14 protein-coding genes are annotated in these 15,504 nt (G+C 48.9%); 6 read left to right on the top strand and 8 right to left on the bottom strand.

Going from position 1 to position 15,504, the window contains the following annotated elements; genetic code table 11:
- Positions 1 to 47: 47 nt before the first annotated feature.
- From pepT to AC5LIL_RS13835, 3 genes are all read right to left on the bottom strand, one after another.
- The gene (gene pepT / locus AC5LIL_RS13845; protein WP_214785552.1) at positions 48 to 1,286 is read right to left on the bottom strand and encodes a peptidase T; all 1,239 of its coding nucleotides are present in this window, start codon (positions 1,284 to 1,286) and stop codon (positions 48 to 50) included.
- 102 nt (positions 1,287 to 1,388) lie between these two features.
- A complete protein-coding gene (locus AC5LIL_RS13840) occupies positions 1,389 to 2,063 on the bottom strand; it encodes an LrgB family protein (protein WP_499824406.1) in 675 nt (224 codons plus the stop codon).
- Positions 2,060 to 2,413 (bottom strand): CidA/LrgA family protein, encoded by a 354-nt coding sequence (locus tag AC5LIL_RS13835; RefSeq protein ID WP_214695766.1) that lies wholly within the window; start codon positions 2,411 to 2,413, stop codon positions 2,060 to 2,062. Before AC5LIL_RS13835 ends, AC5LIL_RS13840 begins: the two co-directional genes overlap by 4 nt.
- A 149-nt stretch (positions 2,414 to 2,562) precedes the next feature.
- Here AC5LIL_RS13835 and AC5LIL_RS13830 point away from each other — a divergent pair, with 149 nt between their 5' ends.
- From AC5LIL_RS13830 to AC5LIL_RS13820, 3 genes are all read left to right on the top strand, one after another.
- Positions 2,563 to 3,300: a YwqG family protein gene (locus AC5LIL_RS13830; protein WP_214785555.1), complete on the top strand. Its 738-nt coding sequence runs from the start codon at positions 2,563 to 2,565 to the stop codon at positions 3,298 to 3,300.
- A gap of 82 nt (positions 3,301 to 3,382) precedes the next feature.
- Entirely contained in the window at positions 3,383 to 3,892 is a 510-nt protein-coding gene (locus tag AC5LIL_RS13825; protein ID WP_483299210.1) for a helix-turn-helix domain-containing protein, read from the top strand.
- Positions 3,835 to 4,731 carry an IS3 family transposase gene (locus AC5LIL_RS13820; protein WP_499825348.1) on the top strand — a complete coding sequence of 299 codons (897 nt, stop codon included), beginning with the start codon at positions 3,835 to 3,837 and terminating at the stop codon, positions 4,729 to 4,731. The genes AC5LIL_RS13825 and AC5LIL_RS13820 overlap by 58 nt, the downstream gene beginning before the upstream one ends.
- A gap of 60 nt (positions 4,732 to 4,791) precedes the next feature.
- Here AC5LIL_RS13820 and AC5LIL_RS13815 read toward each other — a convergent pair whose 3' ends face one another.
- Both AC5LIL_RS13815 and AC5LIL_RS13810 read right to left on the bottom strand, forming a co-directional pair.
- The gene (locus tag AC5LIL_RS13815; RefSeq protein WP_499824404.1) at positions 4,792 to 7,944 is read right to left on the bottom strand and encodes an efflux RND transporter permease subunit; all 3,153 of its coding nucleotides are present in this window, start codon (positions 7,942 to 7,944) and stop codon (positions 4,792 to 4,794) included.
- Between the two features lie 30 nt (positions 7,945 to 7,974).
- The gene (locus AC5LIL_RS13810; protein WP_499824403.1) at positions 7,975 to 8,541 is read right to left on the bottom strand and encodes a TetR/AcrR family transcriptional regulator; all 567 of its coding nucleotides are present in this window, start codon (positions 8,539 to 8,541) and stop codon (positions 7,975 to 7,977) included.
- Between the two features lie 226 nt (positions 8,542 to 8,767).
- Here AC5LIL_RS13810 and AC5LIL_RS13805 point away from each other — a divergent pair, with 226 nt between their 5' ends.
- From AC5LIL_RS13805 to AC5LIL_RS13795, 3 genes are all read left to right on the top strand, one after another.
- Positions 8,768 to 9,829, top strand: a complete 1,062-nt coding sequence (locus AC5LIL_RS13805) for a Fe(3+) ABC transporter substrate-binding protein (RefSeq protein ID WP_499824402.1) — start codon at positions 8,768 to 8,770, stop codon at positions 9,827 to 9,829.
- Between the two features lie 133 nt (positions 9,830 to 9,962).
- Positions 9,963 to 11,600, top strand: coding sequence for an ABC transporter permease (locus tag AC5LIL_RS13800; RefSeq protein ID WP_499824401.1), 1,638 nt, complete (start codon positions 9,963 to 9,965; stop codon positions 11,598 to 11,600).
- Positions 11,600 to 12,307 (top strand): ABC transporter ATP-binding protein, encoded by a 708-nt coding sequence (locus AC5LIL_RS13795; protein WP_214785559.1) that lies wholly within the window; start codon positions 11,600 to 11,602, stop codon positions 12,305 to 12,307. Before AC5LIL_RS13800 ends, AC5LIL_RS13795 begins: the two co-directional genes overlap by 1 nt.
- Positions 12,308 to 12,356: 49 nt before the next feature.
- Here the strand turns inward: AC5LIL_RS13795 and AC5LIL_RS13790 are convergent, their stop codons facing one another.
- The 3 genes from AC5LIL_RS13790 to AC5LIL_RS13780 all read right to left on the bottom strand — a co-directional run bounded on the left by AC5LIL_RS13790 (position 12,357) and on the right by AC5LIL_RS13780 (position 15,484).
- Positions 12,357 to 13,256: a class F sortase gene (locus AC5LIL_RS13790; RefSeq protein ID WP_499824400.1), complete on the bottom strand. Its 900-nt coding sequence runs from the start codon at positions 13,254 to 13,256 to the stop codon at positions 12,357 to 12,359.
- 19 nt (positions 13,257 to 13,275) lie between these two features.
- The gene (locus AC5LIL_RS13785) at positions 13,276 to 14,616 is read right to left on the bottom strand and encodes a copper amine oxidase (protein WP_499824399.1); all 1,341 of its coding nucleotides are present in this window, start codon (positions 14,614 to 14,616) and stop codon (positions 13,276 to 13,278) included.
- Between the two features lie 88 nt (positions 14,617 to 14,704).
- The gene (locus tag AC5LIL_RS13780) at positions 14,705 to 15,484 is read right to left on the bottom strand and encodes a helix-turn-helix domain-containing protein (protein WP_498390971.1); all 780 of its coding nucleotides are present in this window, start codon (positions 15,482 to 15,484) and stop codon (positions 14,705 to 14,707) included.
- Between the last annotated feature and the right edge of the window lie 20 nt (positions 15,485 to 15,504).

Raw genomic sequence — 15,504 nt, 5'->3', positions numbered from 1 at the left:
GCCTCCAATGTCTCTAGTGTAAAAGAGAACGATTGGAGGCGCATGTGTTATGCTTGTGCACGCTTCGCGAATGTGCGAAGTGTTTCGATGATGACGGTTGTTGCTTTTTCCATGTTGTTCACAGAAATATATTCGAACTTCCCGTGATAGTTCTCGCCACCCGTGAAAATGTTCGGTGTCGGAAGGCCCATGTAAGAAAGTTGCGATCCGTCTGTCCCACCACGAATCGGTTCAATCTTCGGTTCGATGCCAAGGCCGCGCATGACGTCAGCGACGGTATCGACGATGTGTTTCACCGGTTCGATTTTCTCGGCCATGTTGTAATACTGGTCTTCCATTTTGAGCTCAATCCGCTCTTCCCCGTATTTTTGCTTCCATTCGAGGACAAGTTTCTCCATCAACGCTTTACGCGCTTCGAACTTCTGTTTGTCGTGATCGCGGATGATGTATTGAAGTGTCGTCTTTTCCACATCCCCATTAAAGCCGTTCAAATGGAAGAATCCTTCGTAGTTGCTCGTACGTTCCGGTGCCTCATCAGCCGGTAAACGGTTTTGGAACGCCATCGCGAGCTTCATCGAGTTGACCATCTTGTTCTTGGCGCTACCCGGGTGAACGTTCGTCCCGTGGAAGGTGATGGTCGCACCGGCTGCGTTGAAACTTTCATACTGTAACTCTCCAAGCGGGCCACCATCCATCGTGTAAGCGAAGTCCGCGTTAAAACGGGCGACATCGAATTTATGTGGTCCACGTCCGATTTCTTCATCCGGTGTGAAAGCAATGCGGACCGGTCCGTGCGGAATCTCAGGGTGAGCCAATAAGTATTCGACGGCTGTGACGATTTCGGCGATTCCTGCTTTATCATCCGCACCAAGGAGTGTCGTTCCATCCGTTGTCATGAGCGTATGTCCCACATACCCGTCAAGTTCTGGGAAGTCTTTTGGTGATAAGACGATATTTAAGGATTCGTTCAAGACGATGTCGCCGCCTTCATAATGCTCAACGAGTTGAGGGGAAACGTTCGTACCCGTGAAATCGGTTGCCGTATCCACGTGAGCGAGGAATCCGATCGTCGGGACATCATGATCGACGTTACTTGGAAGTGTGGCGAATAGATAGCCGTATTCGTCCGTCTCGACGTCTGTCAGTCCAAGTTCTTTCAGTTCTTTCTCCAAATGACGAATCAAATCCCATTGTTTGGCCGTCGATGGTGTTGTCGTACTCGTGAAGTCAGACTGTGTATCGATCTTCGCGTATGTCATTAAGCGTTCAATTAATTTCTCTTGCATGGATTGCCCTCCTCTAAAAAGTTTCATCTTCATTAGTTTATCACGCGCGCTCGAAGTCGAAACAAAAAAGTCACGCCCATCGATGAAATGAGCGTGACCTGTTCAAAAGAGAAACGGGTATAAAATGGGCAGGATGAACGATGTGAAGATGGCGGTCAATCCCATCGCGGCTCCACCTGTTGCACCAGACAACGGATGTTCCGTCGCTGCTTGAGCGGTCCCAATCCCGTGACTGATGGTGCCGAGTGTGAGTCCACGCGTGAACGGGTCGTCTATACGAATCCATGTCAATAGTACCGGACCGAGCATCGCCCCTAAAATACCGCAGGCGACGGCAATCGAAGCCGCAAGCGTTGCATCCCCTTCTAGTTGTCGAGCCAATTCAAGGGCAATCGGGGACGTGGCCGATTTGACCGATAGCGCAATCAATACGTTTTCGGTGAACGAAAACAATTTGCCGAAAAGGACAGCAACAAAAATCGTGGAAAGTGACCCAAGTACGATGGCACTCAGGGCCCGTTTTGCCCGGGCGAGTAACACGGGTAAGTTGCGATAGAGCGGTAACCCGAGGGCGACAGTCGCCGGACCGAGTAAGATGGTGATGAGATCGGTAGCCGGTTTATACGCATCATAGGACTGTCCTGTCACAAGTAACAGAAGAATCAGAATCGCTGTACTTAAGAAGACGACATTAGTGAACGGGGATGCCCACTTTTTCGAAAGTTGACGACTAAACGTATATACGAGAATCGTCAATCCGATCCAAACGTATGTCATGACGCCTCACCTTCTTTCCCGGAAACAAACGCTGTCACGACCATTCCGACCGCCATGCTGATGAGTAACGTCACGAGAAGAGGGATGCCGGCGGCTTTTAACAACGTACCGTACGCCATGAGACCGACAGCAATCGGGATGAAGAAGAATGCGAGGTGCTTCGTCAAAAATCCAGCGCTGTCTTCAATCCATTCCACGCGGATGACTTTTGTTACTAAGAGGACGAGCAACAGCACCATGCCGATGACGCTGCCTGGTACTTTCCACGAGAACGTCTCAACCATCCAGTTGCCGAGCGTGCTCAATCCAAACAAGAGTGAGAGCCCAATCATCCATTTCAATAATTTCATCTATAAGACTTCCTTTCGCATCATTCAAAACGTATGCATCTTCTCAAATTCATCCTCATCGGTCAAGAAAAGGGTATAACAAAAAAGATAATGGGTACATACGTTCGGCATGCTATACTACATCTATCATAAACAAGCGGGGTGTCGAGATGGAACTAAAAACGATTGAGCAATTTATTGAAGAGCATGGATTACAAAACGGGGAAGACATTTTACGTGCGTTCACGAAGCGAGTCAATTTGACGCTTGTACCACGAACCACACGAGAAGAAGTTCAAATCGGCCATTCAAAATTCGGTGGGCATCCTGATTTGCCACATGCTGACTTGCACCCTGGGGAGAATATGACGTTTTTAGCTCAGTTCCGTTTAAGTGATTTAGCTGAGTTTGAATCCGTGGATGCACTCCCGAAAGAAGGTTTGTTGTCTTTCTTCTATGACTTGGAAGAACAACCTTGGGGAGATGAGGACGAGCGTCATCTTTGGCGTGTCTTGTATACGGAAGAAACGCAACTTGAGCGAGTGCGGGTTGGAGAAGCATTGAATGAGCGTGCCGTTTCTTTCAAAGAGAGCTATGCGGAGAATGGATATGATTTGTACGATTTGCTCGGTGACGACCTGTACGAAACGCTTGTCGAACAATTCGAACAAGAAGAACTCCACGCAATCGGTGGACATCCGAATGAAGTGCAGAATGATGTGTTTGAAGAAGTAGAAGAAACATATGGGGAACGATTCGATCGTCCTTTCCTGCTCTTTCAAATGGATTCTACTGAAGAATTAGATGTCATATTTGGGGATGTTGGCATTCTTTATTTTCTTATTCCAGAAGATGCCCTCCGCGCCAAACGGTTTGAAGAAACCGAAATCATCATGCAGTGTTATTGAGTGCAAAAAAAGAGAGTCGACTTGTCATGAACTGCCCCATAAAAGTTGGACATGAAAATCCAACTTTTATGGGGTGTTTTTTATGACCAAATATTCAAAGGCATTGAAAGTCCAAATCGCCCAGCGCTACTTCACGGGAAGGGACGGATTTGAGGTTTTGTCACAGGAGTTCGGAATCTCGTATAACCAGGTGCGTACCTGGGCGCATCTCTACAAGCGTTGGGGGGAGGAAATCTTCGATCCTTCCTATACAGTCCACTCGCAGGCGTTTAAACTGGAGGTACTAAACGATATGGCTACCAATGGACTGTCCTGCTTGGATGCGGCCCTGAAGTACCGCATCTCCTCCCCTGGAATGATCTCCAAGTGGCGGTCCGCGTACGAACGGAAAGGAGTGGAGGGGCTGGTAGCCAAAGCGAAAGGACGTGCCCCAATGGCGAAACGCAAGAAAAAGAATCCTGACGAGATGACAGAGGTCGAGAAGCTCAAGGAACGGGTCGAGTACCTCGAGATGGAGAACGCCGCGTTAAAAAAATTGAAAGCCTTGGTTCAAGAAGAGGAAGCGCGACGAACCGGATCAAGGCCCAAGTAATCGACGAGCTGCGAGCCACCTATCCTGTACCGGGTCTCCTCCAAGTGCTCGATATGGCTCGAAGCGTCTACTACTATTGGCGGACACGCCTGACGGCTGTTGACAAGTACGCGGACGTGAAGGAAGCGATTCAGACCCTCTTCCACGAACACGAAGGACGTTGTGGTTATCGTCGCATCCATGCGCTTCTCGAGCGCCGAGGGTTCAGGCACGACCCGAAGACCGTATTGCGTCTCATGGACGAGCTTGGTCTCAAGTGCCTCGTCCGCATGAAGAAATATCGGTCCTACAAAGGAGAGGTCGGAACGATCGCACCGAACCTCCTCGAACGGGATTTCCAGGCCACAGGCCTAAACCAGAAGTGGGTGACCGATGTCACCGAGTTCCATCTTTTCGGGGAGAAACTCTATCTCTCACCGATGATGGACCTGGCCAACCGGGAAATCATTGCCTATTCGATGTCAGACAGTCCTAGATATCCGTTCGTCGGCGAGATGTTGGACCAAGCCATCGCAAGACTCGACGGTGATGGGAGACCAATCCTCCATTCTGACCAGGGCTGGCAATACCAGTTCCGAGCATTCACGGCGAAGCTGCGCGAACACGGCATCACCCAGAGTATGTCCCGAAAGGGCAACTGTCTCGACAACGCGGCCATCGAGAGCTTCTTCGCCGTGCTCAAGTCCGAGCTCCTTTATCTCAGGAAGTTCGAAGATATGACCCATTTCAAACAGGAGCTCGAGCGATACATCGAGTACTATAATCATCGTCGCATCAAGAAACGACTAAAAAACCTGAGCCCGGTGGAATATCGGACGCAGGTTCTAAAGGTCGCCTAAAGAAACTATTTAGTGTCTAACTTTTTCGGTTCAGTTCAGTCAAAGTCAACTCTCTTTTGTTTACGCTTGTTTTTTCTTACGGAATCGTGCAAAGAACTCATAGACAATCGGTACGATGAGCAACGTGAGAAGCGTCGAACTTGTAAGTCCGCCAATCACGGTGACTCCGAGACCTTTCGAGATGAGTGCCCCGCCCTCGAGACCGAGTGCGAGCGGTGCGAGTGCACCGATTGTCGCGAGTGCGGTCATCAAGATTGGGCGAAGGCGTGTGCCTGCTGCCTCAAGTAACGCTTCACGTGTTGATAAACCAGCTTCTTCTTTATGAATGACGCGGTCAATCAAGACGATGGCGTTCGTGACGACAATCCCGATTAACATGAGTGCCCCGATCAAGGCAGAAACCGAAATCGTTTCACCAGTGATGAGGAGGGCGACAAGTCCCCCGATAATCGCATACGGGAGTGAGAACAACACGACGAATGGTGTGAGTGCCCCTCCGAATGTGATCACGAGAACCAAGTATACGATAGCGATTGCAGCGAGCATCGCAAGACCGAGCTGTGTGAACGATTCTTGAATCTGTTCCGTTACACCGCCGACATCATACGATACGCCAGACGGGAGCTCGATTTCTGATACGCGTTCTTCGATCGCAGCCGACGCTTCCGTCGCTTTATCCGTGCTGAGTTCGACACTTACTTGTGCGAGCAGCTTTCCGTCGCGCTCGACGAGTGTGTCCGGCGTTGTGCCTTCTTCGATTTCAATGAAGTCTGAAATCGGGCGTGGTCCGAACGGTGTCGTGATTTCTTGTGCTTGCAGGTCATCGACACTATCATACGTCACTTGCTCGTTCGGGATGACGACGTCTAACTGTTTGTCATCCACTGTCACGCTCGCAAGTGGGCTTTCTGGTGCCTGGAATTGGCTGATGACTTGTGCGATTTGACCTGCAGATACACCAGCTTCCGCTGCGGCTCGTTGGTCGACGTTGAACGTATATTGTACATACGATTCACGTAAGTCTGACGTTGCCTGACGGACGTAATCGGTTTCTTTTTCAATCGTTTCGATGAAAGTCGGCACGATGGCTTCTAAATCTTCAAGCGAGTTGGCATAGACGTTATATGTCACACCGCTCGTTGCGCCGCCACCTGAGAAGTCTTGTTCTTTCCACTCACCGTTTGAAGCGAGTTCGTTCAACTTCTCAATATCAGCCAACTTCACATCTGCGAAATCTTCTGTATCCGGGTCATACTGGACGATAAAGATTCCTTGTTTATTGTTTCCTGGGTTCAGCGGGTTCTCTCCACCGACCGTGAACTGAACATCCGTTGCGTTCGGTTGTTCTTCCATGAAGTATTCTTCAGCCACTTCTGCTGCGGCAATCGAATCTTCAAGCGTTTGACCAGGTTCTGGGTCGAACGTGACGAACAACGTTTTCTCCGAATCTTGGTTCAAGAAGTTGACCCCGATTGCTGGGACTAACGCGAAGCTACCGAGTAATAGAGCGGTCGCAAGTCCGAAGACGACGAGTTTATGGTTCAGTGACCAGTTCAAGACGCCGCGATACCATTCCGCGAGCTTGCCTGGACCTTCTTCCGGCTTCAACTTATCGCGGTTCTTAAAGAACGAGTCGGCCATCATTGGTACGACCGTGATCGCGACGAGTAACGAAGCGAGTAGGGCGAAGACGACAGTCAATGCGAACGGCAAGAACAATTCACCGACAAATCCTGTGACAAATCCGAGCGGTAAGAATACCGCAATCGTGACGATTGTCGACGAGGCGATCGGGATAAATACTTCTTTTGTCGCCGCGATGATCAATTCTTTACCGCGAAGTGGTTCGTTCGACCGTGTAAGTCGACGGTAAATGTTCTCGATGACGACGATGGAGTCATCGACGACGCGTCCAATCGCAACGGTCATCGCACCGAGTGTCATGATGTTCAACGTGATATCCAATTGCTTCAACACGATAAGTGCCATGAGAAGCGATAACGGGATCGAGATGACAGCGATGATCGTCGATCGGAAGTTACGTAAGAACACTAAGATGATGAGGATGGCGAATAAGCCACCGAGCAATGCTTTCGATAACATTGTCTCGACCGACTCTTCAATCGGTTGTCCTTGGTCGAGTGTGATCGATACATTTGCCGTATCATACTCTGCTTCGAAGTCGCTCAATACTTCTTTGACGGCATTGACGACATCGACCGTGTTCGCATCTTGTGCCTTTGTCACTTGTACGCCGATTGAGCGTTCACCGTTCGAGCGAGAAATCGATTCTTCAATTCCTTTATCCTCGATTGTCGCAAGCTCGCTCAACGCGACAGTAGGCACCGTCGTTGGAACGTTTGGTGGTAATGCCGATGGTGTTTCGGTCGGGACCTCTGTCGGCACGTCTGGTGTTTGACCAGGTGGCAATTCAGTCGGAGCAGACGGTGTCGTCGGCGTTGATTGTGCTGGTGAGTAAGGGATTTGGATGTCGCGGAACGCTTCGAGCGTCTCAGATTTTCCATCGATGACGACCGCTTGCTCCGTGTCACCCAATTCATATAGTCCGAGTGCGATACGGGCATCGTTCGCTTGAATCAATTGTTTGACCGTGTCTTCTGTCAAATTGTATTCAGCGAGCGCCTCTTGATCGAATTGAAGTTCGACGCGACGAATCTCTTGTCCGGCAATTTGGACGGTTTGTGCGCCTTCCACGCCTTCAAGAGCGGGTTGGACTTCTTCCTCGACGAGTTTCGTCAATTCAGCCAAGTCCAGGCTTTCATCCGAGATGGCAGCTCCGATGACCGGGAAAGCGTCGAAGCTGAGGCGCGACACTTGAGGTTCTTGTGCTGATTCAGGTAGTTCGACGTTACTTAACGCGTCTTTGACTTGCTGTTCCGCTTCATCCATGTCGGTACTGAAGTCGTAGTCGATTTGGATGTTCGAAGCGTTTTGGAACGATGAAGAACGAACTTGTTCCACACCATTTAGACTTTGCAGGCGTTCTTCAAGAACGGTACTGACTTCTTCAAGCACTTGCTCAGGGGATGCGCCTGGATAAATGGTTGTGACCGAGACGGTCGGTGTCGTGATGTCCGGTAACGTCTCGAGCTTCATCGTCAGACCGGCGAAAAGACCGGCGGCCGTCAAGATGATTGTCATCAGCCAAACCGCAAACTTGTTGTTGACGGAGAAGGACGTGATTTTCTGCATGGGTTTTTAATCTCCTCTATATGTTGTTTTTTATGATTGGCTGTCGATGGCGTGTGCCCGTTCAATCAAGCGGGTAATGATTGCTTGTTTGAGTTCGGCAGGGGGAACACCGACCCCAAAATGTTCTGACATCATCATGCCTTCGAGTGCATAACGAATGATCATCGTTTCAACCGGGTCGGACGTTTTTTGGAACTGTTCAAAGAACGTATCTAAATCTTGCTTCCATCGATCGGCATACTCTTGGTCGACGGCAAACAGCGTGAGAAATGCGATCATTTTCTCGACGTCGATATGAATGGCAGCACGTTCGGGATGCAAATTCGTTTCATCGAACAGACGAACGAATGCTTCGACTGGACCGTGACCTTCCTGTTGCAGTGAGGCATACAACTCGTTTTGCTCTTGCTGTAACCGTTCGACGATTGCTGTCATCAATGCCTCTTTTGAAGCGTAATGATAGAGAAGTCCACCTTTTGAAACACCTGCTGTTTTGGCGACTTCGTCTAATGTAAGTTGATGCACCCCTTGGTTCATGATGATGTCCGTTGCCGCATCCAATAGCTTTTGTTTAGTGATATTCGATCGGTTTGTCATATCTCCACTCCTTTCTGTACCGACCGGACGGTTTGTTTGATTTCACTATATCTTTCGCATTCTTTTGAAGTCAAGAAATGATGACCTCAAAACTGTCACAAATTAAGCATTCTTACTGATAGCGATTGCAGAAAACCCTTGACGTGAGAATGATTATCAGTGATGATAGGTACTGAGAGTAATTATCATTACCAGAGAGAAATCATTGAACGTGGGGGAATGACAGATGAACAAAAAATATGCAGCTTTAGGAATTTCAGCAGCGTTAACGACATCGCTCCTTGCCGCTTGCGCAAGCACAGATGAGACATCTTCAAATGAAGGCTCGGACGATTCGAACGTCGTCAATGTTTACTCGAGTCGCCACTACGATGTCGATCAACAATTATATAAACAGTTTGAAGAAGAGACGGGCATCAAGGTAAACGTCGTGGAAGGTAAGAGTGACGAACTTCTCGAGCGTTTAAACACGGAAGGAGAGAGCACAGAGGCTGACCTCTTCATTACGGCAGATGCCGGAAACTTGTACCAAGCGAAAGAAGCGGGACATCTCCAAGCGGTCGATAGCGATGAGCTTGAGTCAAACATCCCTGCGAAATATCGTGACACGGACAACGAATGGTTCGGTTTGACGAAACGTGCACGTGTCATCGTTTATTCGAAAGATCGCGTGAAACCAGAAGATTTGTCGACGTATGAAGCGTTGACAGAAGAACAGTGGAACGGCAAAGTGCTCGTGCGTCCATCTGAAAACATGTATAACATCTCACTTCTCGCTTCATTCATCGAAGTAAACGGTGTCGATGAGGCGAAAGAGTGGGCGAAAGGCTTAGTGAATAACATGGCACGTGATCCACAAGGGAACGACCGTGACCAAGCAAAAGCAGTCGTCGCCGGTGAAGGGGACGTCGCCATCATGAACACGTACTATATGGGTCTCATGTTGAATTCTGAAGACGAAGAAGAGAAGAAAGTCGCTGAGCAACTCGGTGTCTTCTTCCCGAACCAAGATACAACTGGCACACACGTGAACATTTCTGGTATCGCGATGACGAAAGCATCGAAAAACACAGAAAATGCTCAGAAATTGATGGAGTTCATGTCAGAGCCGTCAGCTCAAGAGAAATTTGCGAGTGTGAACTACGAATACCCTGTCAACGAGTCGGTTGAACCGAATGAGCTTCTTCAATCATGGGGCGAGTTCAAAGAGCAAGACATCAACCTCTCTGCACTTGGAGAAAACCAACAAGAAGCAATCCGCATCTTTAACGAAGTAGGTTGGAAGTAAGATGACTTCGGCTTGAACGCGAGTTCAGGCCGGAGGTTTTTGCGTTTCATACACCCTAAGCGCTACACGGGACACGTAGAAACTGATATGATGGGACAGGAATTGATTGTTTACAGAACGGGAGCGGTACGACATGAACTGGCACGCGGTAAAACGACAACTGAATGGATGGGCGATCCTAAGCTTTCTTGCGATTTTATTGATCGTCTTGCCGGGGATTGTCGTGCTCGTGGAATTATTCGCACCGGTCAATGACAACTGGCAGCATATTCAAGAGTATTTGTTGCCCCGTTATGTGCGGAACACGTTGTTCATCATGGTGGCTACTGGACTCCTGACGACTGTGATCGGAACGAGCCTCGCCTGGTTCGTGACCGTCTATGATTTTCCGTTCCGTCGCTTCTTTAAATGGGCACTCATCTTGCCACTGGCGATTCCGCCTTATATCGGGGCGTATACGTATCACGGCATTTTAAATTACACCGGAGTGATCCAAACGACACTACGGAATCAGTTCGGGATCACTGTCGATCAGTCGTACTTCAATATCATGTCGATTCAAGGAATCGTGTTTATTTTCACCTTGTTCCTCTATCCATACATTTATACGATCACACGAGCGTTCCTGCATAACCAATCGTCCTCGATGATTGAGAACGCACGGATCCTCGGTCGTGGGTCATGGGATATTTTCTTCACCGTCGTCATTCCGATTTCCCGAGTCGCCATCATTGGCGGTGTCAGTCTCGTCTTGATGGAAGTACTCAACGACTATGGCGTCGTGAAATATTTCGGGATCCAGACGTTCAGTACCGCTATTTTTAGCACATGGTTCGGGATGAAGGATACGTCGTCGGCGCTGAAGCTGGCAGGTACCCTCATGATTCTCGTCATCGCCATCTTGACGATGGAGCGACTCGTGCGAGGACGGAAGCAATTCAGTTACGCTTCGACGAAAGTGAAACCGCTCAAACCGAGACCGCTTCAAGGCTGGCATCGCTACGCGGTATTCGCTTATGTCTCGATCGTCTTTGCCATCGCATTCGTCATTCCGTTCACGCAGTTGACGGCCTGGACGTTCCTGACGTTCGATACGGTCTTCACGGAAGAATTTTGGCAACTTGTTTGGAATACGGTGCGTGTCGCCTTTATCGCAACAGTGATCATCCTGTTGTTCGCACTCATCATCGCGAACTACACGCGGCTCTTCCCGTCGAACATGACACGCGTCATTTCAAAAGTGACGACGCTTGGATATTCGATTCCAGGGGCAGCGATCGCGATTGCGGTCATCACGCTCTTCTTATGGCTCGATGGCAAAGTGCTTGACATGGCTAAGGCGCTCGACTTGAGTCAGACGTTCGTGTTTCGGACGACGCTCATCATGCTCATCTTCGCCTATGTCATCCGTTTCCTCGCCATCGGATACAACTCGATTGAGAGTGGGTTCGAGAAGGTCGGGAAATCGTTCACGGAAGCATCCCGCATGCTCGGATGGAACACGGTCCAAACGTTCTTCCGCGTGGATATCCCGATGATCAAAGGTGCCATCATGAGCGCATTTATCCTCGTCTTTATTGATATTATGAAAGAGTTGCCGTTGACGCTCTTTTTACAACCATTTAACTTTTCAACGCTTGCGACACAGGCGTTCAAATACGTGAGTGATGAGAAGATTCACGAAGCGGCACTCGCTTCCATCGTCATCGTCCTCATGAGTGGACTGTTGATATTCGTTTCCCATAAGGTGCTTGATAAGGAGGCCGACTAATGTTCGTTCAAATCAACGATTTACATTTTAGCTATAAAGGTGCACATGAAGAGACCATCAAAGGGTTCTCGATTTCGATCACAAAAGGCGAAATCGTCTCGCTTCTTGGGGACAGCGGTTCTGGGAAAAGTACGATTCTCCGATTGATCGCAGGGCTCGAGATGCCGAATCAGGGCGTCGTCGTCGTGAACGACTGCGTCTGTTGCGACGATTGTCAGTTCATGCCACCAGAAGATCGTGGCGTCGGGATGGTCTTCCAAGATTACGCACTCTTCCCACACATGACCGTTGAAAAGAACATTCGGTTTGGTCTTCATAAACTAAGCCGGAAGGAACGGAATGCGCGTGTCGAAGAGATGCTCGCGCTCGTCAACTTGGCGGAGTTCCGTCACCGTTACCCGTACGAACTCAGTGGGGGACAGCAACAGCGTGTCGCGCTCGCGCGTGCGCTCGCACCGAAACCAGCACTGTTGATTCTAGACGAACCATTCAGTAATCTCGACACGTCACTTCAACATCGGATTCGTGACGATTTGCGCCGTCTCTTGAAGCAGACAGGTACGACGACAATCTTCGTGACACACGACGAGGAAGATGCAGAGGCGCTTGCTGACCGCATCGTCTACCTCGGAGAAGGCAAAATTAAAAAGCAAGTCATGACGGAGAACAACAAGACGTTCAACCCGCAGATTCCTTGCTTTGTATAATAAAGAAGACCCCTTATTCACACATTAAAAGTGAGTAAGGGGTCTTTTGTCATTTGGTCATCTCGGAAGGTTTCGACTCATTTCCAAGTTGGTCGATCGCAGTCACGTAATAAGAAACACCTGTCTCACTTGCGACTTCGATACTCTTTCTCGCATGGGATGGGACGCTTTTGATATGAGTCGCTTTTCCGTCGACGACTTCATAGATGCGATATCCAATCACGCTCTCTTGACGCACGGCGTGCCAGGTTAACAAGTTTCCTTGTCGCGCGACTGCCGTCGGGATCTCGAGATCGACAGTTTCGTTCAGTTCGGTATCCACTAGCTCTGTATACACGACGAATCGTTCATCGTAGCCCCCGTCCCCGAACGTCCCCGAACAGGTGATCAAATTTAAATTGCGATTTGATGTGGCACCGAAAATCTCTTCGATTGGCGCGGTTTTCGTATCATAGCGTTCTGTTTTTGTGACGCGGAACCGAAGTGTGTTTCCAACTTCGTCTCGAATCAGAACGTCATCGCCTTCTTTAAGTTGATCGAGTTGATAAAAGACGGCCGGACCGGTCTTGCTGTCGACGTGACCGGCGATCACGGCATTCCCTTTACTTCCCGGTGTGACACCGGGTTCGAACCACCCGACCTGATTTTCATCTTCTGGTACACCCATCTGTCCGTTTTCCAGTACCCCGACTTGTTCGATGGCGGTATCGACATCGATTTTCGGAATTTGGATTTGAACGGGGGTGACGGCCTTAGCGTTTTCTTCTTCCTCTGCTAATCGTAACTTCTTCACCTCTTCCTGTAGAAGTGAGAATTCAGCCGTTAAATCCGGGCTCTCCTCTATTTGTTTTTCTTCTACAGGTGGTGACGACGATTCTTGGGCGCTCGTCCACGTCCAGAAGCTAAAACAAAAGAGAGAGAGCGCCAGAAACAAATGGCGCTTGTTCATGGGGCTCCCTCCTTATTGATTATTGTTCAGACACTTTACGTTTGCGAAGCGTTACGAAGGCGAGTAAGATTCCGCCAAGTACAGCTAATCCAGCGTAGAGAGTGTTCATTGATTGTTCTTGTGCACCACCGAGACCTGTTTCAGGCATCTCTTCAGGCATCGTTGTTTCTGCGAACTTGTCAGGCATTTGTGTCACGATTGCGTTACCGAGTGTTTCACCAACACCGAACATGAACGCATATCCTTCACGGAATGACATCCAAGCAGCTTCTGCATCGCCTGCGACGTATTGATCGAATGTGTCGAGTACGAGTGTCTCATGCTGTTTGATGGCTTCTTCACCAGCAGCTTGTGGTAAGTTACCTTCTGTTGCTGCATCGAGGAATGTGCTGAAGTCGACAGCGAATTGGTCGAGACGCATACGTGCTTCTTCGATTTTCGCTTCGTCCCCTTCAAGTGTAGCAGCTACGATATCACCTTGTGCTGTGATGTGATCTGAGTTCCAGACTTTTTCGAACTGTGCAGCACCTTCGTCACCATATACAGATGCGATGGCCGCTTTGAAGTCGAGTGTATTCTGGTCTTCTGCCCATGTTACGTAGTCATAGTCCTCTGCCTGGTCATATCCTTTTTGCATACCGATTGCAGCGAGGGCGAAGTGCTCACCTGCAAGACTGTTCAATGTTGAGCGGAGTTCTACCGCTGGTGTGTCTGCTCCAGTCGTGAATTTGTCAGGCATTTGTGTGACGATTGCACCTGAGAGGGCTTTACTGATGTTGAACATGTGCTTGTAGCCTTCACGGAACGTCATGTAAGCTTCTTCATAATCTCCTTCGACATAGTTATCGAATACAGAGAGGACTTGGTCTTCATGAAGTTCAAGTGCATCTGCTGCAGCTTCTTTCGGTAAGTTACCTTCTGTCGCTGCATCGAGGAATGTTGAGAATTCTTCTACGAACTCATCAACTTCAGCTTCAGCTTCCATGCGTAGTTCTTGGTTGTCTGATTTTGCAGCTTCTACGAAATCATCTGAGTAGTCGTTATGACCACGGAAGATGTCTTCAAATTGTGCAGCGCCTTCTTCACCGTAGATTGAAGCGATAGCTGGTGTCATGTCGAGCGCGTTTTGATCGAGTGCTTTCATCGAAACTTCAGCATCTGCTGCCTCGTCGTATCCTTTCATCATCGATGTGACGGCTAATACGTAGTGCTCAGATAAGAGTTGATCGAGTGTGGCGCGAAGGTCACCTGCTGGTGTACTTGCTGTCGGTGTGTGATCCGCTGCCTGTGCGTTGACCGGTACGAGTAGTCCTAAGGCTAGTGCCGGTGCTACGATTTTGTTTAACGTCTTCTTCTTCATGTGTAATCGCTCCTTTTCGTAAGTGAGTGTTGTTGTCGTTATTTACACCCATCTAACGGAGCGGTTCAAAAAATGGATCACTCTTTTTTTATTTTTTTTCGTTTTTTTGTTGAAGAGTGCGATAAACCCCTGGTGCTACGCCATATTTCCGTTTAAAAATTCTGTGGAAATATGGATAACTTCGAAATCCAGACAGTTCCGCAATCGTTTCTAACGAATGTTTTGTATAGCGCATTTGCTCTTCGGCAAGCTGTAAGCGAATCGATTGTGCATATTCGATGATTGTCATCCCGGTCTCTTCTTTAAAGAGATGAACGGTCCGTGAAACGCTGAGTCCGACCTCTATAGCAACGTCTGCCACTTTAAAGTCATTGGTGACGTGCGATTCGATAAAGCGCATCATGCGAGAGACGACTGGCGGTCGCGCCTGGGAATGCACATCTTGAATCGAACGATCAAGCATGAGTAAAAGCGCTTTGACGAGAGTTTCAATTAGTACGGCACTTTGTTCAGATGGTGGACGGCGCACTTCCTCTGTAATGTGTTGCCATAGCGAAAGTAGGCGGGAATCGATGGTGATGGCATACTTTCGCTCCCGTGGCGTCGCATGCCACCATGTATCGATCGAATGTCCGGTACAGAAGATATGATAGTCTCCGCTCGCAGGTGTATCGACATGCATTTCATAGAAGTCACCCGGGCGGACAATCAATACGTCACCAGGTCGTGTGATCATCATTTCCCCATTGACGACGATCCGAGCCGTCCCCTCTGTCTGTAAGCGAATCAGATACGTATCGAGTAAGTTAGCGAATGGAAAAGTGTAGGTCGTTGTATGATACGAATAGCCACAAAAGCCGATTTCCATAATAGTCTCCTCATTTTATA

This window comes from Exiguobacterium sp. RM11 (genome assembly GCF_059821525.1).
The sequence above is the reverse complement of the archived record's forward strand: the minus strand, read 5'-3'. Positions and strand labels throughout refer to the sequence as shown.

Coding starts and splice junctions, on each gene's coding strand:
- pepT (WP_214785552.1), bottom strand. CDS start 1,286: ATGCAAGAGAAATTAATTGAACGCTTAATGACATACGCGAAGATCGAT.
- AC5LIL_RS13830 (WP_214785555.1), top strand. CDS start 2,563: ATGGAACTAAAAACGATTGAGCAATTTATTGAAGAGCATGGATTACAA.
- AC5LIL_RS13790 (WP_499824400.1), bottom strand. CDS start 13,256: ATGAACAAGCGCCATTTGTTTCTGGCGCTCTCTCTCTTTTGTTTTAGC.
- AC5LIL_RS13800 (WP_499824401.1), top strand. CDS start 9,963: ATGAACTGGCACGCGGTAAAACGACAACTGAATGGATGGGCGATCCTA.
- AC5LIL_RS13785 (WP_499824399.1), bottom strand. CDS start 14,616: ATGAAGAAGAAGACGTTAAACAAAATCGTAGCACCGGCACTAGCCTTA.
- AC5LIL_RS13780 (WP_498390971.1), bottom strand. CDS start 15,484: ATGGAAATCGGCTTTTGTGGCTATTCGTATCATACAACGACCTACACT.
- AC5LIL_RS13810 (WP_499824403.1), bottom strand. CDS start 8,541: ATGACAAACCGATCGAATATCACTAAACAAAAGCTATTGGATGCGGCA.
- AC5LIL_RS13835 (WP_214695766.1), bottom strand. CDS start 2,413: ATGAAATTATTGAAATGGATGATTGGGCTCTCACTCTTGTTTGGATTG.
- AC5LIL_RS13805 (WP_499824402.1), top strand. CDS start 8,768: ATGAACAAAAAATATGCAGCTTTAGGAATTTCAGCAGCGTTAACGACA.
- AC5LIL_RS13815 (WP_499824404.1), bottom strand. CDS start 7,944: ATGCAGAAAATCACGTCCTTCTCCGTCAACAACAAGTTTGCGGTTTGG.
- AC5LIL_RS13840 (WP_499824406.1), bottom strand. CDS start 2,063: ATGACATACGTTTGGATCGGATTGACGATTCTCGTATATACGTTTAGT.
- AC5LIL_RS13825 (WP_483299210.1), top strand. CDS start 3,383: ATGACCAAATATTCAAAGGCATTGAAAGTCCAAATCGCCCAGCGCTAC.
- AC5LIL_RS13795 (WP_214785559.1), top strand. CDS start 11,600: ATGTTCGTTCAAATCAACGATTTACATTTTAGCTATAAAGGTGCACAT.